This window comes from Stenotrophomonas sp. STEN031 (assembly GCF_056759975.1).
Map to the genome: position 1 here is coordinate 99,305 of NZ_JBRREA010000007.1, position 23,704 is coordinate 123,008.

Consider the following 23,704-nt stretch of genomic DNA (forward strand, 5'->3'; position numbering starts at 1 on the left):
CGGCCGCTCCTGGAGCGGGAAGCAGGCTCAGGCCTCTTCCTCCTCCTCTTCTTCTTCGTCTTCTTCTTCCTCGTCCTCTTCGTCCTCATCCTCTTCTTCAAAGGCGTCGGCTTCTTCGACGCGGACGAAGTTGGGCAGGTTGTCGGCGAAGCCGATCTGCTTGCCGTTGGCCAGCATCGGGCGCACCGCGCGCTTGCCGGCTTCTTCCACTACCGCGAAGCAGACCAGGCTTTGTGCGCTTTCATCACCGGCTTCTTCGAATACGGCAACCCAGCCGTCGGCAGGGATGATCTGGATGATGTTGTCTTGCATGGCGGGACCGGTGGTTGAAGGAATGGCGAGCTTGCGTGAAGGCGGCTGCGCTTTGCAACCGTGGGCAGGTGGGATACTGGGGCCTCGCATGCCGGCAGGGGATGGGAGATGGCCGAAACACCGTTGCGTACGCCCGACGGGCGCTATCTGGTGGTGCGTGGGCGGCTGTGGCGGGCCAGCAACCCGGGCTTGGAGGAGCCGGTGCGTGCGGCCCTGGTAAACCAGTTGATGGCGGCGCGACGGGAGGTTGGCGCTGCACGCCGTGCCGGCGATCGTCCGCGTCTGGCCAAGGCGGGTGGCGCGGTTGACGCGGCCAAATGCGCCTTGGGCGAGCGAGGACCGGTGTGGTGGCAGGACGGGGCGCCGGACTTCAACCGCCATCTGGTCCGCAACACACCCTATGCGGCCTGGTACGCGCTGCAGCAGCTGGATTGAGCCGGTTGCGGCTTTACTCGGCGGACGGTGGAGACGAGGATGACCGCTGGTCCCGTGTCGGAAACACGCCATGCTCCAATGCCGCACCCTCGCCACCGCCGCTGGCGGCAAGGCGACCCCGTCGTCATGGGTGGACCTGTGCCAACCCACGCCGGAAGAGCTGGAACAGGCCTCGCGGCAAGTGGGTTTCCGTATCCCTGACCGTGCCGGCATCAGCGAGATCGAGTTCAGCAGCCGGGTGCGCGTGGAGGGCGAGGCGCTGGTGCTGAATCTGCCGCGCTTCCAGTATGAAGTCGAGCACGTCGTCGGGCCGCTGGGGTTCGTGGTGGCGCCCAATGCGCTGGTGGTGCAGCGTGAGCACCGCATCGATGCGCTGGAAGGCGTGGAAGCAGCGCTGGACAAGCACCCCTGCCAGGGCTCGGCCGATCTTTTCCTGCGCATGATCGAACACATCGTCGATCGCCTGGCCGATCTGCTGGAGTCGCTGGAAAGCACGATGAGCGAGTTCTCGCGGCAGGCCTTCAGCCATCCCAAGGGCAAGCGCGCTTCACGCCGGCTGGAGCAGATGCTGCATGAGGTGGGCATGATGGGGCGGCGCATCGGCGCGCTGCATAACACCTTGCACGGCATGCTGCGGATGATGAGCTATCTGGATGAGGCCACGCCGGACTGGTTTGGTGCCGATGCCCCGAAGCGCATCAAACTGGTGGTCAAGGACCTGACCTCGCTGAGCGAGTTCGAACAGCAATTGGGCGACCGCAACGAGTTCCTGCTGGACAGCGTGCTCGGCCTGATCAACATGGACCAGAACGAGGTGATGAAGGTGATGGCGGTGGCCTCGGTGGTCGGCATTCCCCCAACCGTGCTGGTCGGGGTGTGGGGCATGAATTTCGCAGCGATGCCGGAACTGCATTGGCACTACGGTTACGCCATAGCGTTGGCTGCGGTGGCCGCGAGCATCGTGCTGCCCCTGTTGTGGTTCAAACGGCGTGGCTGGCTCTGAGTGGTCGGGATGCGACGCATTCTCGTCTACAATCCGGGCTCTTTTGTACAGCTGATGGAATCGATGTCTGCCAAACCCATGACTGCCGCCGGCAAGTTGTTTGCCGCTGCTGCATTGATTGAAGGTGTCACCTGGGCCGGGTTGTTGATCGGCATGCTGCTGAAGTACGGCACCGGCACCACCGAGCTGGGTGTGTGGCTGTTCGGTCGCCTGCACGGCCTGGCGTTCCTGTTCTATGTCGTCGTCACCCTGTTTGCCTGGGTGAAGCTGCGCTGGCCGCTGTGGGCGGTGCTGCTGGCTTTGCTGGCGGCCGTGCCGCCGCTGGTGACGGTGCCGCTGGAGATGTGGTTCCGTCGTATCGGCCTGTTGTCCGAGCGCCCGCGCTGATTCGATGCTGATGTAATGGCGCGGCCGGCTTCCACACGGTCGCGCCATTGGGACTGCACAGTGTTGCCAGGTACTACGGGCTCCGGTCATGTGCGTTACGGAAGCAGTGCTTGTGGTGTGATGCGCTCGTCATGAATGTCGATGCTTTACCTCGTCTGCGGCCTTGCCGATTGCTTTCTGTGCCTTGCCTGCATTTTTCTCCATGTTGCCGGCCATCTGCTGGGCCTTGTTGCCTGTCAGCCTCCCGGCAGCTTCCTTGATGGCACCCTTGATCTCGTGCTTGGTGCCTTCAACACGGTTGCGGTCCACGAACGGTCTCCGGAAACGTCTGCCTCGCTGCAGACGGCCCCAGACTGCGCATCCCCGGGTTTGTGGCAGGTGAGCGCGATGTTGTGATCGCGTTGTGCAGGCCGGAGGATTTAGCCTGTGTTGTGCGTTGACGTGTTTGCCTGCGACGCGATCCCGGTCGGCCTGGCCGCTTTCATCCGGCCAGCGGTATGCCAGCGGACTGGACCGGGGCGCGCAGGCGTCGATGCAGCGCGTCCTGCCGGGATTGAACGATCAGGACGCCCGGTGATTGCCTTTGCCGGGCCCGCGCCGTTTTCCACCGCCGCGGCTGTTGGCTGGGCTGCCTGGTGGGTGAAGGCCGGCTTGCCGGCTGCGGGCGCGGGCCGTCGGGGAAGATGCGCTGCCGCTGCGATCAGATGCGCTGGGCGTCACAGTCAAGCTGACTGGCAGAGGTGTACCTGTCGGATCGATGGTGGATAATTCCCCCAACGCCCATGCGGTCAAAGGACTGCGGCGATTGGCCCTGGAGCGGCCATGGCGGGTTGTTGCCGCCAGCAGCGAGGTGGTTCGAGGGGGCTCCCGCATCGCGACCGGCAGGGTTCGTTTGCCGCAGGTTTAAGTTGGTTCTTCTAGTTTTCCCGGCTGCTCGGCTTTTCCTTCAAGGATTTCAGGTGCAACACGCAAGCAAACAGCGTTACCGCAGGGTGTGTCGCCAAGACGGGCCGCAGATGGCGCAGTGGGGTGATCGATGAGCGGCAACCTCACCCCGGGCAATGGGCTGGATGCCGGCATTGCCGTGCTGCCGGCCGAACATCCGTTGCCGATGCCCGAGCAATCGCTGCGTGAGGGCTCGCTGCAGGTGCCACGGCAGAAGACCGCCCCGGCCAATATCGGCCTGCGCCGCCTGTACGTATTCGGCAGCACCGCGCTGACCACGCTGTTCGCCACCTGGTTGATGGCGCGGGTGCTGTCCAACGGCGGCATCAACGTGCTGGAGGGCTGCCTGCTGGTCCTGTTCGTGCTGTTGTTCGCCTGGATCGCGATGTCCTTCGTCAGCAGCCTGGCGGGCCTGCAGGCATTGCTGCGCGGCCGTCGCAAGCTTGGCATCTATCCGGATACACCGCTGCCGCAGCTGCGCAGCCGTACTGCCCTGCTGATGCCGACCTACAACGAGGACCCGCGCCGGATGATGGCGGGCCTGCAGGCGATCTACGAATCGGTGGCCGCTACCGGGCAACTGCAGCACTTCGACTTCTACGTGCTCAGCGACACCACCCGCGATGCCATCGGCCGCGCCGAAGAACAGGTGTTCGCAAGGCTGGTGGAAGCCACCGGCGGCGCCGAGCGGCTTTACTACCGTCGCCGCGCCAGCAATGTAGGGCGCAAGGCCGGCAACATCGCCGACTGGGTGCGCCGCTTCGGCGGGGCCTATCCGCACATGTTGATCCTTGATGCCGACAGCCTGATGACCGGCGATGTGATCGTGCGGTTGGTATCGGCGATGGAAAACCATCCGACCGTCGGCCTGATCCAGTCGTTGCCAGCGGTGGTCGGTGGGCGTACCGCCTTCGCCCGCATGCAGCAGTTCGGTGGCCGCGTATATGGGCCGGTGATGGCCTATGGCGTGGCCTGGTGGCATGGCGCGGAAAGCAATTACTGGGGGCATAACGCGGTGATCCGCACCCAGGCGTTTGCCGAACAGGCCGGGTTGCCGGAGCTGCCGGGGCGCAAGCCGTTTGGTGGGCATGTGCTGAGCCATGATTTCGTCGAGGCCGCGCTGATCCGCCGGGGTGGCTGGGCCTCGCACATGGTGCCGTACCTGCATGGCAGCTACGAAGAAGGCCCGCCAACCCTGACCGACCTGCTGATCCGTGACCGCCGCTGGTGCCAGGGCAACCTGCAGCACTCCAAGGTGGTGGCCACGCCAGGCCTGCACTGGGTCAACCGCGTGCATATGCTGATCGGCATCGGCCACTACTTCACCGCGCCGATGTGGGCGATGCTGATGCTGATCGGCATCGCCATCCCGCTCATCCACGGTGGCATCGATCTGGCCGAGGAGCTGCACCTGCAGCTACGGATGTCGCCGGCGCATTACTGGCGCGGCTTGGACCAGGACGGCGTGTTCTGGGTATTCGTGGTGACCATGGTCGCGCTGTTGTCGCCCAAGTTGATGGGCTATGTGGCAATGCTGACCTCGCGCAAGGAGCGCATCGGGTGCGGCGGCGCGTTCCGCGCGTTCATTTCGATGCTGCTGGAAACCGTCCTGGCGGCGCTGATGGCGCCGGTGGTGATGTACGTGCAGTCGCGCGGTGTTGCCGAGGTGCTGGCCGGCAAGGATTCGGGCTGGGACGCGCAGCAGCGCGATGATGGCAGTATTTCGCTGAGCGCTTTGTTGCGCAGTTATGGCGGCTTGAGCGTATTCGGCGTGGTGATGGGCGTGGCTGCCTATTTGGTGTCGCCGCCGCTGGCCGCGTGGATGGCGCCGGTGGTGATCGGCATGGCGCTGGCGGTGCCGGTGGTGGCATGGACCTCCTCGCGCAAGGCCGGTGACTGGCTGCGCCGGCATGGCCTGCTGTGCATTCCGGAAGAGAACGCACCGCCGCCGGTGTTGCTGCGTGCGGCGGAACTGCGTGCGGCCGCGTTGAAGGAGCCGCTGCAGGATTGATGGCTGCGGCTGTTGCTGCTGTTGTGGGAGTGGCGCAAGCCGCGAAGCCGATAGCAATCAACCGCCGTTTGGCTGCCGATCTCGGTGCAGGTAGCCAGCTTGGCTTCAATCGGACGCACCACCCGCTTCGCGGCTGACGCCGCTCCCACAAACGATCGGGATTGCTCTTTTGCAGGAGCGGCGTCAGCCGCGAAGTCGATAGCAATCGGTCGCCATTTGGCCTGCAACCTCTGTGCAAGTCGCCGGTTGGGCTTCAACCGGCAGCAGCATCAGCTTCGCGGCTGACGCCGCTCCTACAAATTGCCGGCTCCACCGATGAGTGTGCCGGGCAGGCATAATCCCCGCCTGTCTTTGGGAGTCATACACATGCTGGAAACAGTGGAGCAGGAAACCGGCGCGTCGCCGGCATGGTCGGTTATCTGGCTGCACGGGCTGGGTGCCGATGGCCATGATTTCGCGCCTATCGTGCCCGAGCTGGTACGTCCGCAATGGCCGGCGATCCGCTTTGTGTTCCCGCATGCGCCCAAGCGCCCGGTCAGCATCAACAACGGCATGCCGATGCGGGCCTGGTATGACATCGTCAGCATGGATTTCCGCAGCCGCGCCGACGCCAAGGGCGTGGCCGAATCGGTACAGCAACTCGAAGCGCTGATTGCGCGCGAACAGGCACGTGGCATCCCGGCCAAGCGCATCATCCTGGCTGGCTTCTCCCAGGGCGGGGCGATCATCCTGTCCGCGGGCCTCAAGCGCAGTGAGCCGGTAGCCGGCCTGGTCGCCTTGTCGACCTATCTGCCGGAGGTGGACGCCGCGCCGGCACAGCTGGTGGACGGCGCAATCGCCCAGCCGATATTCATGGCCCATGGCAGTGCCGATCCGGTGATTCCGCTGCAGATTGCCGAGCACAGCGCACAGGTCCTCACCTCGCTGGGCTTTGGCGTTGAATGGCACCGCTATGCGATGGCCCACCAGGTCTGCGGCGAAGAAATCCAGGCACTGGGCGACTGGCTGCAGGCGCGCTTCGCGCAGGCTTGACGGCCGGTTGCGCGACGCTGCGCGGAGGAAGGGAGTGCCGTTGAGGCACTCCCCGTCGGCCGGGTTGGGGCCATGGCGATGACCCTGGCGCCCGCAGCGGTGATAATGCAGCGATGAGCATCCTGCGTATCGCCACCCGAAAGAGCCCGCTTGCCCTGTGGCAGAGCGAACATGTTGCCGACCGTCTGCGTGAGGCCCATCCCGGGCTGCAGGTGGAACTTGTGCCGATGAGCACGCGCGGCGATGAAATCCTGGATCGTTCGCTGGCGGCCATCGGCGGCAAGGGCCTGTTCCTGAAAGAGCTGGAAGTGGCGATGCTGCGCGGTGAGGCGGATTGCGCGGTGCACTCGCTCAAGGACGTACCGATGGCGCTGGAAGCCCCCTTCGCGCTGCCGGCGATCCTGACCCGCGCCGACTCGGCCGACGCCTTCGTGTCCAATACCTATCCATCGCTGGACGCCTTGCCACAGGGGGCGTGCGTGGGCACATCTTCGCTGCGCCGCCAGGCACAGCTGCGCGCATTGCGCCCGGACCTCATCTCGCGTGATCTGCGTGGCAACGTCAACACCCGCCTGGCCAAGCTGGACGCAGGCGAGTACGACGCCATCATCCTCGCCTGCGCTGGCCTGGAGCGTTTGGAATTGGGAGCACGCATCCGCGACCGCCTGACCGCGCCGCAATGGTTGCCAGCTCCTGCCCAGGCGGCGGTGGCGATTGAATGCCGACAGGACGACACCGCCACGATTGCGCTGCTCAAGGCGCTGGATGACGCAGCCACCCGCAGTTGCGTGGAAGCCGAGCGGGCCATGAATCGCGCGCTTGACGGCAGCTGCCACGTGCCGGTGGCCGGTTTGGCGCAGTGGCGCGGTGAGGATCTATGGTTGCAGGGGTTGGTCGGCGGCGTGACCGACGGTCGTGCGGTGCGCGCGCAGGCGCAAGGTCCGGCGAACGATCCGGAAGCGCTGGGCCGCGAAGTGGCGCGTCAGCTGCTGGAAGGCGGTGCGGGCGAGCTGTTGCGCTGAGGGAGCGCTACCGGTAGTGCCGAGCCATGCTCGGCAGGGGCTCTATCGACGAAGCTCCAACGTAGTGCCGAGCCATGCTCGGCAGGGGCTCCACGAACCAAGCCGAAGCGCACTGCCGGGCCTTGCTCGGCATCAGACCAGCCCGGTAACGCCCCTTGCCGAGCATGGCTCGGCACTACAGTGAGGGCGAATGCCGGGCATGCCCCGGCACCTGCTTACTTGAAGCTGTAGACCACGTTCATGGTGGTCAAGGTATCGGTCTTGCGCTTGTCTTCGGCCACGTCGCTGTTGTGGCGGGCCTGCCAGCCAGCCTTCAGTGCGAAGTGCTTGTTCATGCTCACCGAGACGCCGAAGTCATTCTGCGCGAAGGTGTTGTACGAGCCGGATTCCACCAGCAACGAGTTGACCAGGTCGGTGTTCTCGGTGATGGCGAACTTCAGGTCGAACAGGCCGCGACCGATCAGGCCGGTGCGGTCCTCGTCGGTATCGGCATTGTGCGAGCGGCGCACACCCGGGCCGATCTGGGTATCCAGAATCAGGCGCTCGCCATCGATCAGGCGCGTGCCGTAACCCAGACCGAAGCTGGCCTGGCGGTCGTAAGTGGCGAAGTCATCACTTTCATAACGCACCGTAGCGGTGAGCTGGCGGTGTTCGCCCAGCTGCAGGGCGCTACCGGCGCTGCCGGTGTAACGGTTGGCGGTGGTCTGACGCTTGCGGCGGGTGCTGCCATCGTCGGCGGTTTCGGTGTACTGGGCGCTGGAGCGCAGGCCGAACAGGTCCATGTTGTGGATCCAGTCGTTGTCGGTATAGCGCAGCTTCAGGCGGCCGTTGAAGCTCTCGGTGGTGCTGTTGCCGTGGGCCGAGGCAAAGCCCAGTTCACCGCCACTGCCGCTCCAGGGGGAGGTCATGGCGGCCAGGTCGGACGCGTCATCGGCCCAGGCCAGCGGGGCGGCCAACAACAGTGGCAGCATCAGGGAAACACGCAGGGACATCAGGGGGATCTCCAAGGGAGAGACGGGAATGATTGGCATCTGGATGATACCGGATGGTCCCTGACCCCCAGGCTGACGGGGGGCGGGGCCTTCATTCGCTGTTATGTGGGGAGCGGGCCTGCTCCATTGCGGCCCGGAGTCGGACATAATCCGGGCATGGACCGCTATGAACGCATCAACGCGCTGCATCGTCTGCTCAAGTCCGCCCGCTATCCGGTCACGGTGATGCGGCTGCAGGAGGAGTTGGGCTGTTCCCGTGCCACGGTCTACCGCGACCTGGCCTTCCTGCGTGACGCGCTGATGGCGCCGGTGGAGGGTGATGGCGAGGCTGGGTTCCGTTACCTGAGTGGGGAGAGCGACCGTTTCGAGCTGCCGGGTCTGTGGCTGAGCTCGGAGGAGCTGCATGCCTTGCTGGCATCCCAGCACCTGTTGTCGCGGACCGGTGGTGGGGTGTTGTCGTCGATGCTGGCGCCGCTGCAGCAGCGCATCGAGGGCTTGTTGGCGGCGCAGGCCGGTGCCTCACATTGGCCGGTGGAGCGGGTACGGGTGATACCGCACCGTGGCCGCAAGCTGGACGAGGCCAGTTTCCGCACGGTGGCTTCGGGGGTGCTGGAGCGCAAGCAGTTGTCCTTTGAGTATCGTGCGCGTTCCACTGATGAGGCGACCCGGCGCACGGTGTCGCCGCAGCGCATTACCCATTACCGCGACAACTGGTACCTGGACGCCTGGGATCACAGTCGCGAGGCGGTACGCAGTTTTGCGGTGGATCGCATCCACCAGGCGCGGTTGTTGGATCAGCCGGCCCGTGATGTGGCCGATGAGGAGTTGAACGAGCAGTTGGCGGCCAGCTACGGCATCTTCTCGGGTGCGCCGAAGGGTTGGGCAACGATCGTGTTCAGTGCCAAGGCGGCGCGCTGGGTGGCTGATGAGCACTGGCATTCCAAGCAGCAGGGACGGTTCCTTGCTGACGGGCGTTATGAATTGAAGGTGCCGTACAGCGTGTCGCGCGAGCTGTTGATGGACGTGCTGCATTACGGCTCGGACGCGGAGATCGTGGAGCCGCAGTCCCTGCGCGAGCAGGCCAAGGCGTTGCTGTCGCTGGCGTTGAGTAATTACGACTGAGGAAGTGCTTTGCTCTGCTTTGCTTTCCCCTCTCCCGCCTGCGGGAGAGGGGTAGGGGTGAGGGCAGCTTCTGCTTGTTGCTGTTGCCATTGTTGTTGTTTTTCGGAGAAGCAGAGCAACGGCTATTGCTGAAGCAAAAGCAAAAGCAAAAGCAAAAGCTTCCCCTCACCCCAGCCCCTCTCCCGTAAACGGGAGAGGGGACAGCAAGAGCCAGAGCAACAGCAAAGCCAAGGCAACAGCAAAGCCAAGGCCAAAGCCAAGGCAGAAGCAGAAGCCAAAGCAGAAGCACAAAAAAACAGCCGCTTTCGCGGCTGTTTCTTTCAGATCAATCCGCCATCAAACCCGGCCGAAGATCAACGTCGCATTGGTGCCGCCAAAACCGAAGCTGTTCGACATCACCGTGTCCAACTTCGCATCCTGGGTCTTGCGCAGGATCGGGAAGCCTTCCACACGCTCGTCCAGGGTCTCGATGTTGGCCGAGCCGGCCATGAAACCGTCGCGCATCATCAGCAGGCAGTAGATCGCCTCGTGCACGCTGGCAGCACCCAGGGAGTGACCCGACAATGCCTTGGTCGAAGACAACGGCGGTACCGCATCACCGAACACCTGGCGCACCGCGCCCAGCTCGGTCACGTCGCCCAGCGGGGTCGAGGTGCCGTGGGTGTTCAGATAGTCGATCGGACGGTCCAGGCCTTCCATCGCCATCTTCATGCAACGCACGGCGCCTTCGCCCGACGGGGCGACCATGTCTGCACCATCGGACGTCACGCCGTAACCAACCAGTTCGGCGTAGATGCGCGCACCACGGGCCACGGCGTGGTCGTAGTCTTCCAGCACCAGCATGCCGGCGCCGCCTGCGATGACGAAGCCGTCGCGGTTGGCGTCGTACGGACGCGACGCGGTGGCCGGCGTTTCATTGAAGCTGGTGGACAGTGCGCCCATGGCGTCGAACATCACGCTCATCGACCAGTGCAGGTCTTCGCCGCCGCCGGCAAACATCACGTCCTGGGCGCCGTGGCGGATCAGGTCGGCGGCAGCGCCGATGCAATGGGCCGAGGTGGCGCAGGCAGCCGACAGCGAATAGCTCAGGCCCTTGATGCTGAAGGCGGTGGCCAGGTTGGCCGACACGGTCGAGCACATCGTGCGCGGCACCATGTACGGGCCGACTTTGCGTACGCCACGGTTGCGCAGCAGATCGGCGGCTTCCACCTGCCATTCGCTGGAGCCGCCGCCGGAGCCGGCGATCAGGCCGGTACGCACGTTGCTGACCGCAGCCTCGTCCAGGCCGGCATCGGCGATGGCGTCGCGCATGGCGACATAGCTGTAGGCCGCGGCATCGCTCATGAAGCGCTTGAGCTTGCGGTCCACCTGCGCGTCCAGGTCGATCTCGACCTTGCCGCCGATCTGGCTGCGCAGGCCGGCTTCGGCGTGGTCGGGCAGGGCGACGATGCCGGGGCGGCTGTCACGCAGGGCGCTGGAGACGGTATCCAGATCGTTGCCAAGGCAGGACGTGATGCCCATGCCGGTAATGACGACACGACGCATCAGAAGCTCTCGGTAGAAGTGAACAGACCCACGCGCAGGTCCTTGGCGGTATAGATCTCGCGGCCATCAACCAGCATGCGGGCGTCGGTCTGGGCCATCACCAGCTTGCGGTTGATCACCCGCGAGACATCGATTTCGTACTGCACCAGCTTGGCGCTGGGCAGCACCTGGCCGGTGAACTTGACCTCGCCGCAGCCCAGCGCACGGCCGCGGCCTTCGGCGCCCAGCCAGGTCAGGTAGAAGCCGGTCAGCTGCCACATGGCGTCCAGGCCCAGGCAGCCCGGCATCACCGGGTCGCCGATGAAGTGGCAGCCGAAAAACCACAGGTCAGGACGGATATCCAGCTCGGCCCGGATCATGCCCTTGCCGTGTGCTCCACCGTCCTCACGGATCTCGGTGATGCGGTCGAACATCAGCATCGGGTCATTGGGAAGACGGCCTTTGTTCGGGCCGAAAAGTTCGCCACGCGCGCTGGCCAGCAGCTGGTCGCGCGAGAAAGCATGCAGACGGGTCATCCGGGGTAATCCAAAGCCATTGCGAGCCCCGGAGCATGCTGCAGCAGCTGCGTTCAATCAAATGTTTTAACTGGACGGTTGCGTATGTTAGCTGCAGATAAGCGCCGTTCGCGGGCTGTTACGGGAGGTACGAATAAGTACATTTGTGAGGACAAGTGTGCATTTAGCGACAACAGCTATCATGTTGGCGACCTTTTGAGACTGTTGCCTTGAGCCCACAACGCAAGATCATCCATGTCGACATGGACGCCTTCTATGCGTCCGTGGAGCAGCGCGATGACCCCGATTTGCGCGGACGGCCGGTGGTTGTGGCCTGGCGCGGGGCGCGTTCGGTGGTGTGCGCGGCCTCCTACGAGGCCCGCAAGTTCGGGGTGCGCTCGGCCATGCCGGCGCTGCGGGCCGAGCGGCTGTGCCCGGATGCGGTGTTCGTGCCGCCGGACTTTGCCCGTTACAAGGCGGTGTCGCGGCAGATCCGCGAGATCTTCCTGCAGCACACCCCGCTGGTGGAGCCGCTGTCACTGGATGAGGCTTTCCTGGATGTCACCGAATCGCAGAGCTGTGGCGGTATCGCCACAGAGATCGCCCGCACCATCCGCGCGCAAATCCGTGAGGCCACGGGCCTGACCGCCTCGGCCGGCATCGCCCCGAACAAGTTCCTGGCCAAGGTCGCCTCGGACTGGCGCAAGCCCGATGGCCAGTTCGTGGTGCCGCCTTCCAGGGTCGAGCAGTTCCTGACGCCCTTGCCGGTCAAGCGGGTTCCGGGCGTGGGCAAGGTGATGGAAGGCAAGCTGTCGGCGCTGGGCATCGTCACCGTCGGTGATCTGCGCGCGCTGCCGCTTGAACAGCTGCAAGCCTTGTTCGGCAGTTTTGGCGCGGGTTTATACCGGCGCGCGCGTGGCATCGACGAGCGGCCGGTGGAGCCCGATCAACCAGTGCAGTCGATCTCTTCCGAAGACACCTTTGCCGAAGACCTGCACATGGGTGAGTTCGATGAAGCCATCACCCAGTTGGCCGAACGCACCTGGCGTGCAACCGGGCGCACCGAGCGTATCGGCCACACCGTTGTGCTGAAGTTGAAGACCGCGCAGTTCCGCATTCTCACCCGTAGCTATACACCGGATACGCCGCCAAGCTCGGTTGAAGACCTGCGCGATATTGCCCTGGCCTTGTGCCAGCGCGTGCAGTTGCCGGCGGATACGCGCTATCGCCTGGTCGGCGTGGGCCTGTCCGGCTTCCGTGATCGCGAAGAGTCGGTGGTCCAGGGTGATTTGTTTCGCAGTATCTCGTTGGATTGAGTACATCCTCTGCGCGACGCCGCACCGCTACAATCGATGCTCATTTTCCGGGAGTGTGGATGCGTGGCGACTACGGCCTTGGTGTTCGATTTGGATGGCACGCTGGTGGACAGCGCAGGTGATATCGCCGAGGCAGTGAACCTCACATTGGAAGAGCTGGCGCTGCCGCGTGTCTCCGAGGCGACGGTGCGCAGCTGGATAGGCGAGGGTGTACGCAACCTGGTGTCCACCGCATTGGCCAACGCTGGCAGCGCATCGACGCTGGAAGAGGTGATGTCGGTTTTCATGCGGCACTACTGGGCCTGCCTGCTGCGCAGTCCGCGGCTCTACGACGGTGTTGGTGAGGCCTTGACCGCCTTGCAGGCACGCGGCTTGCCGATGGCCATCTGCACCAACAAGCCGGCGGCAATGGTCGCGCCGTTGCTGCAGCATCTGGGCATTGCCGGCTTCTTCGCGCACATCATCGGTGGCGATTCGCTGCCGCAGCGCAAGCCTGCTGCCGAGCCGCTGCTGCACGTGGCTGATCTGCTGCAGCAGCCGGTGGTCAACTGCCTGATGGTGGGCGATTCGGGCACCGATCTGGGCGCGGCCAACAACGCCGGCATGCCGATCGTGCTGGTGCGCTATGGCTATTCGCGCGATCTGGACCTGGACTCCGCCGATTCCGTGGCGGTGATCGACGATATGCGTGAGTTGGTGGCGATCGTGGTACAGCAGATCTGATAATTATGGCTACGTAAGTTTTTTAAAAACTATAAATTTCATTGCAGCTCTGTAGTCAGCTTGCAGGCCCGCTTCGCGGGAAATTTCGTTGCTGGGGTGCAGTTGGCCTTCAGCTTCCGTGGTTTGGTAGCTAAGCTCTGCTTGTTGCAGCGGATGCTAATTGGGCGTTTCACTTGTGCGGGGGCTGTGAAACTTCCCAGACCGGCATGTATTTGAGAAAGGGGTGTCGAATGTACGGACGTGTGATTGTGATCGCCTTGCTTGGATGCTTGGGAGTCTTTCTTTTGAGCTGCTCGATGCAATCGGTTGGCTCTAGTGCCGCTTCTGGCATGGCAGGGGGCGAGCTTGGAAGGACGGTGGTAAAGGGCGAGTGCTGCGCGCTTATTGCTCACGCTGGCGGGGCAATTGATGGTAACGCTTATACAAATTCTCTTGAAGCAACACGGTTGTCCATAGACAACGGCTTCTCCTTGATCGAGCTCGATTTTTCGAAGACAAGCGATGGAGTCTGGTTTGCAACGCATGATTGGAAATACTGGGCTGAGCGGACAAGCTATTCCGGCGCACTTCCACCTTCTTCGGGATCGGTGAGAGAACTTTTGCATAGCTTCCAGTCTGCGCCCTCGGTGCACGGAATAAAGAGGAGTTACACCGTCATGTCGCTGACGGATGTCATTGGGCTGTTGCAGGAAAACGCACATGTGAAGGTGGTGACCGACACTAAGGACTCGGATTTGGCGCTTCAACTTGCAGAAGATCTGCGTTCCACTCCTGTGTTCAAACAGTTCATATTCCAGGTGTACTCACCGGCTAGCGTCGCATCGGCGTCGAAAGCGGTGCCGCTGCAGCAGATTATTTTGACCACTTATCAGATGGATGATTGGTGGCGTTGGGATGGGTTCGGTGACGGCTTTGCGGAAGCAATGCGACCCTTCTCTGGAATATATGCAGTGACCGTTCCTCTTGCCGTGGTTGTCGATGCGCCCAAGCTGAAACGCATCCAGACACTCGGTGTCCCGGTGCTGGTGCATTCGCGACCTGATGAGATCAACAGCGTCAATCTGAATTCGCAGTTGAAGCGCATAGGCGTCAACGGGATTTACGTGGATTGAGAAGTGGCGACCTGCCAGCAATTGATAGTGATAATTATTATCATTTGAGTTAAAGTGACGGCCATCCCGCAGCCTGTCTGGCGTTTGTCTCTGGCAGCTGCATTCGATATCCGTCGTTCCTCAAGCCGTTCGCCAGAGGGGCGCATCCCCACTGTCGAGAGGCTTCCCCCATGTCCCGTCGTTCGTCGTCGCGGTTGTCCGCGCGTGTCTTGCTGTCCCGTAATCCCCTTTCCGCTGCGCTAGCATTGAGCGCCTTGCTCGCCGGCCCGGCATTGGCCGAAGGTGCGGCGACAGCCACCGATATCGACACCGTGCACGTCACCGCCGAACAGATCGCCAAGCAGGCCTTGGGCAGCTCGGTGATCACCGCGGTCGATCTGGAACGTCTGCCGCCGGCCAACGATCTGTCCGAGGTGATCCGGCGCATGCCCGGCATCAACCTGACCGGCAATACCGCGTCGGGCTCCTACGGCAATTTCCGCCAGATCGACATCCGTGGCATGGGCCCGGAAAACACCTTGATCCTGATCGATGGCCGCCCGGTCAGCTCGCGCGATTCGGTGCGCATGGGCCGCAGCGGTGAACGCAACAGCCGCGGCGACAGCAACTGGGTGCCGGCCGAAGCGGTCGAGCGCATCGAAGTGCTGCGTGGTCCGGCCGCTGCTCGTTACGGCTCGGGCGCTTCCGGCGGTGTGGTCAACATCATCACCAAGAAGCCGACCGGTGACCTGACTGGTTCGCTGACCTTGTACGGCAGCCAGGCCGAGCACAGTGCCGAAGGCGACAGTGAGCGCGTTGGCTTCCAGTTGTCTGGTCCGTTGAGCGAGCAGCTGTCGTTCCGCCTGTTCGGCAACGTCAACAAGACCGAGCCGGATGCCTTGTCGCTCAATGAGGAATTCGCCACCGGCGTGACCCCGCCGGCCGGCCGCGAAGGCGTGCGCAACCGCGACATCAGCGGCCTGCTGCGCTACGACATCAACGACAACCACGTGCTGGAACTGGATGCCGCGGTCAGCCGCCAGGGCAATATCTACTCGGGCGAGCGCGGCGTCAGCAGCGATGGCTTCGAGCGCTTGAATGCACTGTATGGCGCGGAAACCAACGTGATGCTGCGCCGTTCGTTCGGCCTGACCCATCGCGGCAGCTACGACTGGGGCACTTCGCGCATCACCGCCGCCTACGACGACACCGACAACACGCGCTTGAACGAAGGACTGGCCGGTGGCCCGGAAGGCTCGATCACCGAAGGCGCGAGCTTCTCCACGTCCGAACTGACCTCCACCCGCGTGGACGGCGAGATCAACGTGCCGCTGAACTGGGGCGGTATCGAGCAGGTGGCGACGCTGGGCTTCGAGTACCGCGACATGAAGCTGGATGACCCGTACTCGGTGACCCAGAGTTCCAGCAGCGGTGGCGGCATCCCGGGTTATGACGGCGTGCGTACCGGCAAGAGCGACCAGCAGTTCGCGGCGGTGTTCGTCGAGGACAACCTGTACATCGGCGAGCGTTGGACGCTCACCCCGGGCCTGCGCTTCGATCACCATTCGCAGTTCGGCAACAACCTCAGCCCCAGCCTCAACGTGCAGTTCAAGTTGGCTGAAGACTGGGCAATCAAGGGTGGCATCGCCCGTGCCTTCAAGGCGCCGAACCTGTACCAGGCCAACCCGGATTACCTCTACTACACGCGCGGCAATGGCTGCCCGGTGCTGAGCCCCAACCAGGGCTCCGGCTGCTACGTGATGGGTAACGCCAACCTTGATCCGGAAACGAGCATCAACAAGGAAATCGGCATCGAGTGGGCGCCGGACAACGGTTGGCATGCCTCGGTCACCTATTTCCACAACGACTACAAGGACAAGATCGTTGCCGGCCAGGACCGCATCGGCATCACCAACGACACCAAGGGCCAGGTATTCCAGTGGACCAATGCACCCGAAGCCATCATCCGTGGCGTCGAAGGCAACCTGAAGGTGCCGCTGATCGGCGGTGGTGACGTACTGTCGTGGAATACCAATGTCACCTGGATGATCGAGAACGTCGACAAGACCACCGATCAGCCGCTGTCCATCATTCCCGAGTACACCGTCAATACTTTCCTGGATTGGCAGGTCAATCCGCAGTTGTCGTTCATGCTGACCGGCACCTTCTACGGCAAGCAGGAGTCGGCGACACAGTCCAGCACAACCGGTGCCGTGCTGCCGCCGGATACGCGCGCTGCCTATGACCTGTGGAGCCTGGGCGGCCAGTACCGGATCACGCCGAAGGTGCGTGTCGGTGGTGGCATCAACAACCTGTTCGACAAGCGCTTGTTCCGCGAAGGCACCACCAGCACCAGCGCCACTGGTGCGGGTGCTGCGACCTACAATGAGCCCGGTCGCAGCTACTGGGTGAACCTGACCGTTGGCTTCTGATCCAGGCACAGCGATGACAACGCACATGCGCACCCGTTTTCATTCACTGCTCGCCATGGCCTCGCTGATGTTGCTCGGCGTAGTCACGCCGATGGCAGCGGCGCAGCAACGCAATCCCGCGCAGCTGATGGGCCAGACCGTCGCCGACACCGGCTCGGCGCACTATCGCTTCGAACGCTTCGTGGTGCGCAGCGATGATGGCCAGCGCTCGTGGCGGGTCAATCTGGGCATCCCTGCCGGCACCGCGCCGGCAGCGGGTTTCCCGGCGCTGTGGATGCTGGATGGCAACGGCGCGTTGATGGAATTCGACGCGCCGCTGCTGGAGGAACTGGCGCAGAAGCAGCCAATCGTGCTGGTGTTCGTCGGCTACGACAACCCGCAGCGCATCGATTCGCCTGCGCGTACGCGCGACTACACGCCGATTGCCGACCAGCCCGAAGACGGTGGCGCGGCGGTTGGCGGTGGCGCCAATGCGTTCCTGGAAGTGATTGAGCGGCGCATCCGTCCGCAGCTCGCGCACCGCGTGGCTACCGATGCCAGCAAGCAGGCACTGTGGGGGCATTCGCTGGGCGGGTTGTTCGTGCTGCATACGCTGTATACGCGTAGCGGTGCATTCCAGACCTATGTGCCGGCCAGCCCATCGCTGTGGTGGCAGCAGGGCGCAATGCTGGGCGCTCCCGAGCGCCAGTTCATCGGCAACAACGCCGGTCATCCGGCGCGGGTGCTGATGATGCTGGGTGGCGGTGAGCGTGATCGCGATACCAGCAACCGCGACATGAGCAATCCGCGTGTGCTGGCACATCTGAAGCGCGTCTCCGGTGCGCCATCCGACGCTGCCGAGCAGCTGTCTGCGCGCCTGCGACAGGTGCCGGGGCTGGAGGTTGAGTACCACCAGTTCGATGGCCTCGGCCATGGCCCGATGTTCCGCGCCTCGTTGATGCGCGCGCTGCATGAAATCACCGGAGTGCGTGATCGCAGCGCGGAGCCGCGCTCCTGATCTGACGCCCCAGTCCGGGCCGACACGCCCGGTACTCCATTACCCAGGCAGCGTCACCGCCCAGGCAGAAACCCACGATGCGCGCGACGTCGCGCAGCACCCAAGAGGTAATACCTGATGGCAAACGTTCTTTCCTATCCTGCTTCCACCACCGCACGTGCAGCGCGCCCGCACCTGCTAGGGTTGGCCCTGTTGCTTGCCACCGGTGCTGCCGGCGCGCAGGTGTTCGCGCAGCCGGATACCGCGTTCAATGGCAGCGTTCGCGCTACCGCGCCGGTGGTGTTGCCGGGCAGCGAAACCGGTATCGAGGGCAATGGTTTCACCCCGGGCCAGAAGGTGACCTTGCTGCGCGGTGAGACTGTGCTCAACGCACAGCCTTATGTCGCCAATGGCGAAGGCAAGTTCAGTGGCACGCTGGCGATTCCCGCCGATGCCGTCGCCGGTCCGCAGCCGATCGTGGTGCGTGCGGCTGCGCCGGATGCCGCAGCGGTGTTTTCACTGAAGGTCTCGCGCGAAGTGCCGTTTTCCGGCCAGGAGCGTATCCAGGCCGCCAGCAACCGTCTGGTGCAGGGTTTGTACCAGGTCGCCTACAGCCCGGCCAGCAAGGCTGCGTTCGTGACCAGCGCGGTCGGACGCCCGCCGGTGAAGCAGTCCGAGCTGCTCAAGGTGGACCCGGAAACCCTGCAGATCATCGCCCGCGTATCGCCGCAGGCAGCACCAGGCAATGACGGCAACCTGTTCGCCGTGTACGGCGTGGGCGTGGACGACGCCAACGGCAATGTCTGGGTGACCAATACCCGCCAGGACACGGTGGCGGTCTACCGTCAGTCCGACCTTTCGCTGGTCAAGCAGTACCCGGTCGGCGCGGTGTCGCATGCGCGTGACGTGGTGGTCGATGCACAGCGCAACCGTGCCTATGTCTCGGCCACGGGCGCCGACTACATCAGCGTGTTCGACACCCGCACGCTGCAGCAGCTGGACAACATCACCATCGCCTCCGGCAAACGTGGCGAGACCTTCACCCCGGGCAGCCTGGACATCGATACGGCCACCGGCAAGGTCTACACCGTCAGCCTGGCCGCTGCCGAGGCGGCGATCATCGACGGCACCAGCGGCAAGGTGGAGAACGTGTTCCCGCTGGCTGGCGCGCGTGATGCGATCGGCGTTGCATGGAACCCGGTCGCCAAGCGCCTGCTGGTGGTGTCGCAGGGCAGCGACAACCTGCTGATCGTTGACCCGGCCACGGCCAAGGTCGAGCACGACGTCTACGTTGGCGCCGGCTCCTTGAACGTGTCCTACAGCCCGAGCACGCGCCTGGCCTATGTCAGCAACCGCGCTGCCGGCACCGTCACGGTGGTCGATGAAGGCGGCAAGATCGTTGCCAACCTCGACGGCGGCACCTACCCGAACCACGTCAGCAAGGGCCCGGATGCGGTGATGTTCGCGATCAACAAGTCCAAGGGCGCCGATGACGCCAAGGGCGATCGCATCACCCGCCTGCTGCCTGTGCAGCGCTGAGTGATCCGCCGCGCCCTGTGCGTGGCAAGGCGATAAATACGCGGGAGATGCCGGCAACGGCATCTCCCGCACTGCCATCAAAATCTGGCTGGCACGCAGCTCCGATGCGTCGGCCAATCTGGTAACCGAGGAAATGTTGATGAAAGCCACCACCCTTGTTCCGACTGGTCTGGGCCTGCTGCTGGCCGCGCTTGTTGCCGGCTGTGATCGCAGCCCCGCACCGCCGCAGGCTGCAGTCGAAGCCCCCGCAGTTGCAGCGCCTGCTACCGATGCCGCTGATACGAGCGCGTTGCCGGCCGGCTGGAAGCGTGTGGCCGGGCAGGATGAGCCGCAGGTCGCTGCGGCAGCGCCGCAGTTGCCGGCCAAGCTGCGTTCGGACGATGGCGTGGACGTTGAAGTGAGCGACATCAGTCGCATCGTCGCGGGTGGCGATGATGTGATCGCGGTGATTGAAGCGCTGGGCCTGGCCGACAAGGTCTATGCCGCGCCGGAACGATCTGCGACCGCTGCAGGCCGGGCTGCCCCCAAGCACTTCCTGTTCAACCGCACCACCGGCGTGGAAGGCGTGCTGAGCCTGGACGGAACCCTGTTCCTCGGCAACAGCCTGCGCCGCCATGCGGTGCTGGCCGAGCGCCTACGTGCCACCGGCCATGCCGCGGTGGTGATCGATGACCTGCAGCCGCCGGCGGACAAGGTGCGCAAGGTGGCTGCTGCGCTTGGCCTGTCTGCACAGGGCGAGGCGTTGGCTGGCAAGGTGCAGGCACAGCTCGATCAGGCCGCAGCCATCGCCAAGGACAATGCGAAGCGCCCGCGGGTGATCGCGTTGTCGGCCAGCGGCGCCGGTGGCCTGCCGACCGTGGCCGGCGCCGACAGCGCCGCCAACCAGCTGATCACCATTGCTGGTGGCATCAACATCGGCGAAGAAGCGGGCGTGGCCAACTATTCCCAGCTCAGCAACGAGGGCGTTGTCGCGGCGGCACCGGATGTGATCCTGGTAACCGAAAACGACCTGCGCCTGTTCGGCGGTGACGCCGGCCTGTGGAAGGCCTATCCAACCCTGAAGCACACGCCCGCTGGCGCGGCCAACCGTGTATGGGTGATGCCTGATGTCGAACTGAAGTCCACCAGCGTGGGTTCTGGTGCAGGTGCACTGGCCCTGGCGCAGGCCCTTGCGGAGTTGTCGCGCGGATGATGTCGGCGCAGGTCCGGCGGCCGAACGGCGCGCTGTTGTTATGTCTGTTGCTGGCGGTGTTGCTGGGGGCGGTGCTGTTGTCGTTCGGTACCGGTCCGTTGAAGCTGCCTGCAGCCGATGTGCTGCGGGCGATGGCGGCGCAGTTTGGCTTGGCGGATCCGCAATCGATCAGTGCCCGCGACATGGGCGTGGTCTGGCAGCTGCGCATTCCGCGCGCGCTGTTGGGCGCGTTGGTTGGTGCGTCGCTGGCGATGGCCGGCGTTGCGCTGCAGGGTCTGTTTGGCAACCCGCTGGCTGACCCGGGCATCGTCGGCGTCAGCCAGGGCGCGGCGCTGGGTGCGGTGGCGGCCATCGTGCTCGGTGCGGGTGCATTCGCTGTGTGGCTGATTCCATTGGCGGCCTTCATTGGCGGTGCCGGTGCGACGACCTTGATCTATCTGTTGGCACGGCCGGGGCGCGGTGAAGGCACCGCGACCTTGCTGCTGATCGGTATCGCGATTGGTGCGGGCTGTTCCGCAGCGGTCGGCTTCCTGACCTATATCGCCAGCGAGAGCGAACTGCAGTCGCTGGTGTTCTGGCAGATGGGCTCCTTGGCGCAGGCCGGTTGGAGCGACGTGGCAGCGGTCACGCCGGTGTTCGTGATCGGCCTGCTGGCCCTGCTGCGGCTGGCCACGCCCTTGGACATGCTTGCGCTCGGTGAGCGCCAGGCACGTCACATCGGCCTGGATGTCGCGCGCACGCGCTTGTTGCTGGTGGCGTTCAGTGCGCTGCTGGTGGGGGCAGCGGTGGCGTTTGTCGGCAGCGTCAGCTTCGTCGGCCTGGTGGTACCGCATCTGGTGCGGATGCTGGTTGGCCCCGGGCATCGCTGGCTGCTGCCTTTGTCGGGCGTGGTCGGCGCGCTGTTGATCGTGGTGGCCGATACCGCCGCGCGCACGTTGGATCCACCGTCGGAAATCCCGCTCGGCCTGTTCTCCGCGGCACTGGGCGCGCCGTTCTTCCTGTGGCTGGTGCTGCGCAAGCGCGGGGGCAGGGCATGAGCGCGCCATTGCTGGAATTGCGCGGGGTCAGCGTGCTGCGTGGCAGTCGCCAGGTGTTGGCGGGTGTTGATCTAGCGTTGCAGGCCGGCACGCTGACCGCCCTGGTTGGCCCCAATGGGGCAGGCAAGTCGACCTTGTTGGCCTTGCTTGCCGGTGATGCCGAGCCGGATGCCGGACGGGCATTGCTGCAAGGTCGTGCACTAGCCGACTGGCCGGTGCGTGAGCTTGCCCTGCAGCGGGCGGTGATGGCGCAGGATCATGCCGTGCACTTTGCCTTCAGCGTGCGCGAAGTGGTGGCGATGGGGCGCCTGCCGCATCCACCACAACCACGACAGGATGCTGAGATCGTCGAAGCGGCGTTGCTTGAGGTGGATGTTTCCGGCCTCGCCGGTCGCGATGTGCAGACGTTGTCCGGTGGCGAAGCCGCACGTACCTCGCTTGCGCGGGCGTTGGCACAACAGACACCGGTGCTGCTGCTGGATGAGCCAACCGCCGCGCTCGATCTTCGCCATCAGGAGCGCACCCTGCGCAGCGCCCGCGCGCTCGCAGCGCAACGCCGTTGCGTGGTGGTGGTACTGCATGACCTCAACCTGGCATCGGCCTATGCCGATCGCATCGTGATGCTATGCGATGGGCACATTGTCGCTGATGGCTCACCGCGCGAAGTGCTGACCCGCGAGATCATCGGCAAGGTCTACGGCCAGCCGGTGCAGGTGATCGAGCACCCGACGCGCGGCGTGCCGCTGGTGGTTGCCTGCGATGACTGAGTAACCGACAAAGCTGCGAAGCAATCGCCCGCGCACGCATTGCATCGGGCTCTGCGGGATGTTTACCTGGTGGTAGATGCCAGTGTCCGGTAGTCGCGCGGGGTCATGCCGACAGTGAGTTTGAACTGGCGCGAGAATGCACTCTGGTCCGAGAAACCGCAGGCTTGGCCAACACAGGCGATGCTGCTATCGGTGAGCAACATGCGGGTAGCGGCTTCGATGCGGAATTTGGTCAGCAGCTGCTGCGGTGTCAGCTGGAATACCTTCTTGAACAGACGCTCCAGCTGCGCGACCGAGACGCCACTCTTGCCGGCAAGCGTGCGCACGCGCAGCGGTTCATGGAAATGCGCCTGCATGTATTCCACTGCAGCATGCAGGCGCTGGAAGGAAGAGTCCTCGCGGTCGGGTTGGCCGAGATCACGCGAGATGCCGATCAAACCGACGATGCGGTTGTCTTCCACCAGCGGCTGCTTGAGGGTGAGGCACCAGCCCGGGCTGCGGTTGGCATAGAGCTGCAGCTCAAGCATGTCTTCGATGACTTCACCGGTCAGCACGCGACGATCCTGCTGGATGTAGCGCGCAGCCAGATGTGCAGGGTAAAGCTGCAACACGCTCCTGCCGACGATCTCCTCGCGGCTCTTCTTTGCCAGGCGTTGGATCAAGGTCTGGTTGACGTGCGTGTAGCGACACTCGGTGTCCTTGATGAAGAAAACCACGTCGGGAAGGGGATCAAACATGCGCACCAACACCTGTGGCGACAGGGTGACAGCCATGGCCTTGCTCTCCGTTGCAGAGCGCACACCCTGCCACCGCGGAGTCGTCTCCTCAAGCGGAATTATTGTGCTGAAATCCGCATCCTGCGGGTAAACATACACCTAGCGTGCGACGGCGCAAGCGGTGGAATATGGAATACGAAATGTACGGTCATAGCGTTCTTTCGATTCAGTATACATAAGCAAATCAAATAGTTGCATTTGTTACGTGTTATTCAATTGTGCGCGTGCCAGCAGCCTGGACGGTGCGGGCGCGCGGGCGGGTGCCGGTGCGGGGTCTGGCATTAGGCGGATCTCAATCCGGCGCTGGGGTGTAACAAGGTGCGGTGTGGCTTTCAGGTTCATCCCCCGTGGTGGGCGCTTTACGCCTGGTGTCCGCGCAGCTGCTATGCGCTGTGATTGCCCCGATCCGCCAGGGCAAGGCGCGTGAATTCCTGTTTGCTTTCGACCATTGCGCATGCCGGCGCCGAGGTCGGCGTGTGCGCGCGCCGCTTGGCGATGACCATTGCCAAACGGCGCACCGCCGGATGGTGCGCGGTGCCGGCAGTCATTGGTCGA

23 protein-coding genes are annotated in these 23,704 nt (G+C 64.0%); 16 read left to right on the top strand and 7 right to left on the bottom strand.

Annotated features, from left to right (window positions below; all coding sequences use genetic code 11):
- Positions 1–27: 27 nt before the first annotated feature.
- Complete coding sequence (locus ACVOLQ_RS05025) at positions 28–312, bottom strand: hypothetical protein (RefSeq protein ID WP_313494147.1); 285 nt, start codon at positions 310–312, stop codon at positions 28–30.
- A 108-nt stretch (positions 313–420) separates the two neighbouring features.
- On the opposite strand from ACVOLQ_RS05025, the gene ACVOLQ_RS05030 reads away from it, so the two are divergent.
- The 3 genes from ACVOLQ_RS05030 (at position 421) to ACVOLQ_RS05040 (ending at position 2,137) form a co-directional block, all read left to right on the top strand.
- Entirely contained in the window at positions 421–747 is a 327-nt protein-coding gene (locus tag ACVOLQ_RS05030) for a hypothetical protein (RefSeq protein ID WP_313172608.1), read from the top strand.
- A 70-nt stretch (positions 748–817) separates the two neighbouring features.
- Positions 818–1,750 carry a CorA family divalent cation transporter gene (locus ACVOLQ_RS05035; protein ID WP_481527305.1) on the top strand — a complete coding sequence of 311 codons (933 nt, stop codon included), beginning with the start codon at positions 818–820 and terminating at the stop codon, positions 1,748–1,750.
- A 78-nt stretch (positions 1,751–1,828) separates the two neighbouring features.
- Entirely contained in the window at positions 1,829–2,137 is a 309-nt protein-coding gene (locus tag ACVOLQ_RS05040; protein WP_313494164.1) for a DUF3817 domain-containing protein, read from the top strand.
- Positions 2,138–2,266: 129 nt separating this feature from the next.
- On the opposite strand, the gene ACVOLQ_RS05045 is transcribed toward ACVOLQ_RS05040, so the two are convergent.
- On the bottom strand, positions 2,267–2,446 hold the full coding sequence (locus ACVOLQ_RS05045; RefSeq protein ID WP_313172604.1) for a CsbD family protein: 180 nt from the start codon (positions 2,444–2,446) through the stop codon (positions 2,267–2,269).
- 727 nt (positions 2,447–3,173) lie between these two features.
- Here ACVOLQ_RS05045 and mdoH point away from each other — a divergent pair.
- The 3 genes from mdoH (at position 3,174) to hemC (ending at position 7,147) form a co-directional block, all read left to right on the top strand.
- Positions 3,174–5,093: a glucans biosynthesis glucosyltransferase MdoH gene (gene mdoH, locus ACVOLQ_RS05050; protein ID WP_313172602.1), complete on the top strand. Its 1,920-nt coding sequence runs from the start codon at positions 3,174–3,176 to the stop codon at positions 5,091–5,093.
- Between the two features lie 366 nt (positions 5,094–5,459).
- On the top strand, positions 5,460–6,125 hold the full coding sequence (locus tag ACVOLQ_RS05055) for an alpha/beta hydrolase (RefSeq protein ID WP_481527306.1): 666 nt from the start codon (positions 5,460–5,462) through the stop codon (positions 6,123–6,125).
- 113 nt (positions 6,126–6,238) lie between these two features.
- Positions 6,239–7,147 (top strand): hydroxymethylbilane synthase, encoded by a 909-nt coding sequence (hemC, locus tag ACVOLQ_RS05060; protein ID WP_481527307.1) that lies wholly within the window; start codon positions 6,239–6,241, stop codon positions 7,145–7,147.
- A 215-nt stretch (positions 7,148–7,362) separates the two neighbouring features.
- Here hemC and ACVOLQ_RS05065 read toward each other — a convergent pair whose 3' ends face one another.
- Positions 7,363–8,139 (bottom strand): DUF481 domain-containing protein, encoded by a 777-nt coding sequence (locus ACVOLQ_RS05065; protein WP_313172596.1) that lies wholly within the window; start codon positions 8,137–8,139, stop codon positions 7,363–7,365.
- Between the two features lie 156 nt (positions 8,140–8,295).
- On the opposite strand from ACVOLQ_RS05065, the gene ACVOLQ_RS05070 reads away from it, so the two are divergent.
- Complete coding sequence (locus ACVOLQ_RS05070; protein ID WP_313172594.1) at positions 8,296–9,261, top strand: helix-turn-helix transcriptional regulator; 966 nt, start codon at positions 8,296–8,298, stop codon at positions 9,259–9,261.
- Between the two features lie 336 nt (positions 9,262–9,597).
- Here the strand turns inward: ACVOLQ_RS05070 and fabB are convergent, their stop codons facing one another.
- Complete coding sequence (gene fabB, locus ACVOLQ_RS05075) at positions 9,598–10,806, bottom strand: beta-ketoacyl-ACP synthase I (protein ID WP_313494141.1); 1,209 nt, start codon at positions 10,804–10,806, stop codon at positions 9,598–9,600.
- Complete coding sequence (gene fabA / locus ACVOLQ_RS05080) at positions 10,806–11,321, bottom strand: 3-hydroxyacyl-[acyl-carrier-protein] dehydratase FabA (protein WP_296251034.1); 516 nt, start codon at positions 11,319–11,321, stop codon at positions 10,806–10,808. Before fabA ends, fabB begins: the two co-directional genes overlap by 1 nt.
- 209 nt (positions 11,322–11,530) lie before the next feature.
- Here fabA and dinB point away from each other — a divergent pair, with 209 nt between their 5' ends.
- The 9 genes from dinB (at position 11,531) to ACVOLQ_RS05125 (ending at position 22,373) form a co-directional block, all read left to right on the top strand.
- A complete protein-coding gene (gene dinB / locus ACVOLQ_RS05085) occupies positions 11,531–12,616 on the top strand; it encodes a DNA polymerase IV (RefSeq protein ID WP_481527308.1) in 1,086 nt (361 codons plus the stop codon).
- Between the two features lie 63 nt (positions 12,617–12,679).
- Entirely contained in the window at positions 12,680–13,339 is a 660-nt protein-coding gene (gene gph, locus ACVOLQ_RS05090; RefSeq protein WP_481527309.1) for a phosphoglycolate phosphatase, read from the top strand.
- A gap of 230 nt (positions 13,340–13,569) precedes the next feature.
- A complete protein-coding gene (locus tag ACVOLQ_RS05095; protein WP_481527310.1) occupies positions 13,570–14,451 on the top strand; it encodes a glycerophosphodiester phosphodiesterase family protein in 882 nt (293 codons plus the stop codon).
- Positions 14,452–14,621: 170 nt separating this feature from the next.
- On the top strand, positions 14,622–16,862 hold the full coding sequence (locus tag ACVOLQ_RS05100) for a TonB-dependent siderophore receptor (RefSeq protein ID WP_481527311.1): 2,241 nt from the start codon (positions 14,622–14,624) through the stop codon (positions 16,860–16,862).
- Between the two features lie 25 nt (positions 16,863–16,887).
- Complete coding sequence (locus ACVOLQ_RS05105) at positions 16,888–17,859, top strand: alpha/beta hydrolase (protein WP_481527312.1); 972 nt, start codon at positions 16,888–16,890, stop codon at positions 17,857–17,859.
- A 117-nt stretch (positions 17,860–17,976) separates the two neighbouring features.
- Entirely contained in the window at positions 17,977–19,377 is a 1,401-nt protein-coding gene (locus tag ACVOLQ_RS05110; RefSeq protein WP_481527313.1) for a YncE family protein, read from the top strand.
- A 139-nt stretch (positions 19,378–19,516) separates the two neighbouring features.
- Positions 19,517–20,569 carry a heme/hemin ABC transporter substrate-binding protein gene (locus ACVOLQ_RS05115; protein ID WP_481527314.1) on the top strand — a complete coding sequence of 351 codons (1,053 nt, stop codon included), beginning with the start codon at positions 19,517–19,519 and terminating at the stop codon, positions 20,567–20,569.
- Complete coding sequence (locus ACVOLQ_RS05120) at positions 20,566–21,606, top strand: FecCD family ABC transporter permease (protein WP_481527315.1); 1,041 nt, start codon at positions 20,566–20,568, stop codon at positions 21,604–21,606. The genes ACVOLQ_RS05115 and ACVOLQ_RS05120 overlap by 4 nt, the downstream gene beginning before the upstream one ends.
- Positions 21,603–22,373 (top strand): heme ABC transporter ATP-binding protein, encoded by a 771-nt coding sequence (locus ACVOLQ_RS05125; RefSeq protein WP_481527316.1) that lies wholly within the window; start codon positions 21,603–21,605, stop codon positions 22,371–22,373. Before ACVOLQ_RS05120 ends, ACVOLQ_RS05125 begins: the two co-directional genes overlap by 4 nt.
- Positions 22,374–22,435: 62 nt before the next feature.
- On the opposite strand, the gene ACVOLQ_RS05130 is transcribed toward ACVOLQ_RS05125, so the two are convergent.
- Complete coding sequence (locus ACVOLQ_RS05130) at positions 22,436–23,146, bottom strand: AraC family transcriptional regulator (protein WP_313172574.1); 711 nt, start codon at positions 23,144–23,146, stop codon at positions 22,436–22,438.
- A 386-nt stretch (positions 23,147–23,532) separates the two neighbouring features.
- Positions 23,533–23,697, bottom strand: coding sequence for a hypothetical protein (locus ACVOLQ_RS05135; protein ID WP_481527317.1), 165 nt, complete (start codon positions 23,695–23,697; stop codon positions 23,533–23,535).
- Between the last annotated feature and the right edge of the window lie 7 nt (positions 23,698–23,704).

Bases quoted from the DNA above. Each gene is read 5' to 3' on its own strand.
- ACVOLQ_RS05025 (WP_313494147.1), bottom strand. From the start codon at position 312: ATGCAAGACAACATCATCCAGATCATCCCTGCCGACGGCTGGGTTGCC.
- ACVOLQ_RS05030 (WP_313172608.1), top strand. From the start codon at position 421: ATGGCCGAAACACCGTTGCGTACGCCCGACGGGCGCTATCTGGTGGTG.
- ACVOLQ_RS05035 (WP_481527305.1), top strand. From the start codon at position 818: ATGCTCCAATGCCGCACCCTCGCCACCGCCGCTGGCGGCAAGGCGACC.
- ACVOLQ_RS05040 (WP_313494164.1), top strand. From the start codon at position 1,829: ATGACTGCCGCCGGCAAGTTGTTTGCCGCTGCTGCATTGATTGAAGGT.
- mdoH (WP_313172602.1), top strand. From the start codon at position 3,174: ATGAGCGGCAACCTCACCCCGGGCAATGGGCTGGATGCCGGCATTGCC.
- ACVOLQ_RS05055 (WP_481527306.1), top strand. From the start codon at position 5,460: ATGCTGGAAACAGTGGAGCAGGAAACCGGCGCGTCGCCGGCATGGTCG.
- hemC (WP_481527307.1), top strand. From the start codon at position 6,239: ATGAGCATCCTGCGTATCGCCACCCGAAAGAGCCCGCTTGCCCTGTGG.
- ACVOLQ_RS05065 (WP_313172596.1), bottom strand. From the start codon at position 8,139: ATGTCCCTGCGTGTTTCCCTGATGCTGCCACTGTTGTTGGCCGCCCCG.
- ACVOLQ_RS05070 (WP_313172594.1), top strand. From the start codon at position 8,296: ATGGACCGCTATGAACGCATCAACGCGCTGCATCGTCTGCTCAAGTCC.
- fabB (WP_313494141.1), bottom strand. From the start codon at position 10,806: ATGCGTCGTGTCGTCATTACCGGCATGGGCATCACGTCCTGCCTTGGC.
- fabA (WP_296251034.1), bottom strand. From the start codon at position 11,321: ATGACCCGTCTGCATGCTTTCTCGCGCGACCAGCTGCTGGCCAGCGCG.
- ACVOLQ_RS05095 (WP_481527310.1), top strand. From the start codon at position 13,570: ATGTACGGACGTGTGATTGTGATCGCCTTGCTTGGATGCTTGGGAGTC.
- ACVOLQ_RS05100 (WP_481527311.1), top strand. From the start codon at position 14,622: ATGTCCCGTCGTTCGTCGTCGCGGTTGTCCGCGCGTGTCTTGCTGTCC.
- ACVOLQ_RS05105 (WP_481527312.1), top strand. From the start codon at position 16,888: ATGCGCACCCGTTTTCATTCACTGCTCGCCATGGCCTCGCTGATGTTG.
- ACVOLQ_RS05110 (WP_481527313.1), top strand. From the start codon at position 17,977: ATGGCAAACGTTCTTTCCTATCCTGCTTCCACCACCGCACGTGCAGCG.
- ACVOLQ_RS05115 (WP_481527314.1), top strand. From the start codon at position 19,517: ATGAAAGCCACCACCCTTGTTCCGACTGGTCTGGGCCTGCTGCTGGCC.
- ACVOLQ_RS05120 (WP_481527315.1), top strand. From the start codon at position 20,566: ATGATGTCGGCGCAGGTCCGGCGGCCGAACGGCGCGCTGTTGTTATGT.
- ACVOLQ_RS05125 (WP_481527316.1), top strand. From the start codon at position 21,603: ATGAGCGCGCCATTGCTGGAATTGCGCGGGGTCAGCGTGCTGCGTGGC.
- ACVOLQ_RS05130 (WP_313172574.1), bottom strand. From the start codon at position 23,146: ATGGCTGTCACCCTGTCGCCACAGGTGTTGGTGCGCATGTTTGATCCC.
- ACVOLQ_RS05135 (WP_481527317.1), bottom strand. From the start codon at position 23,697: ATGACTGCCGGCACCGCGCACCATCCGGCGGTGCGCCGTTTGGCAATG.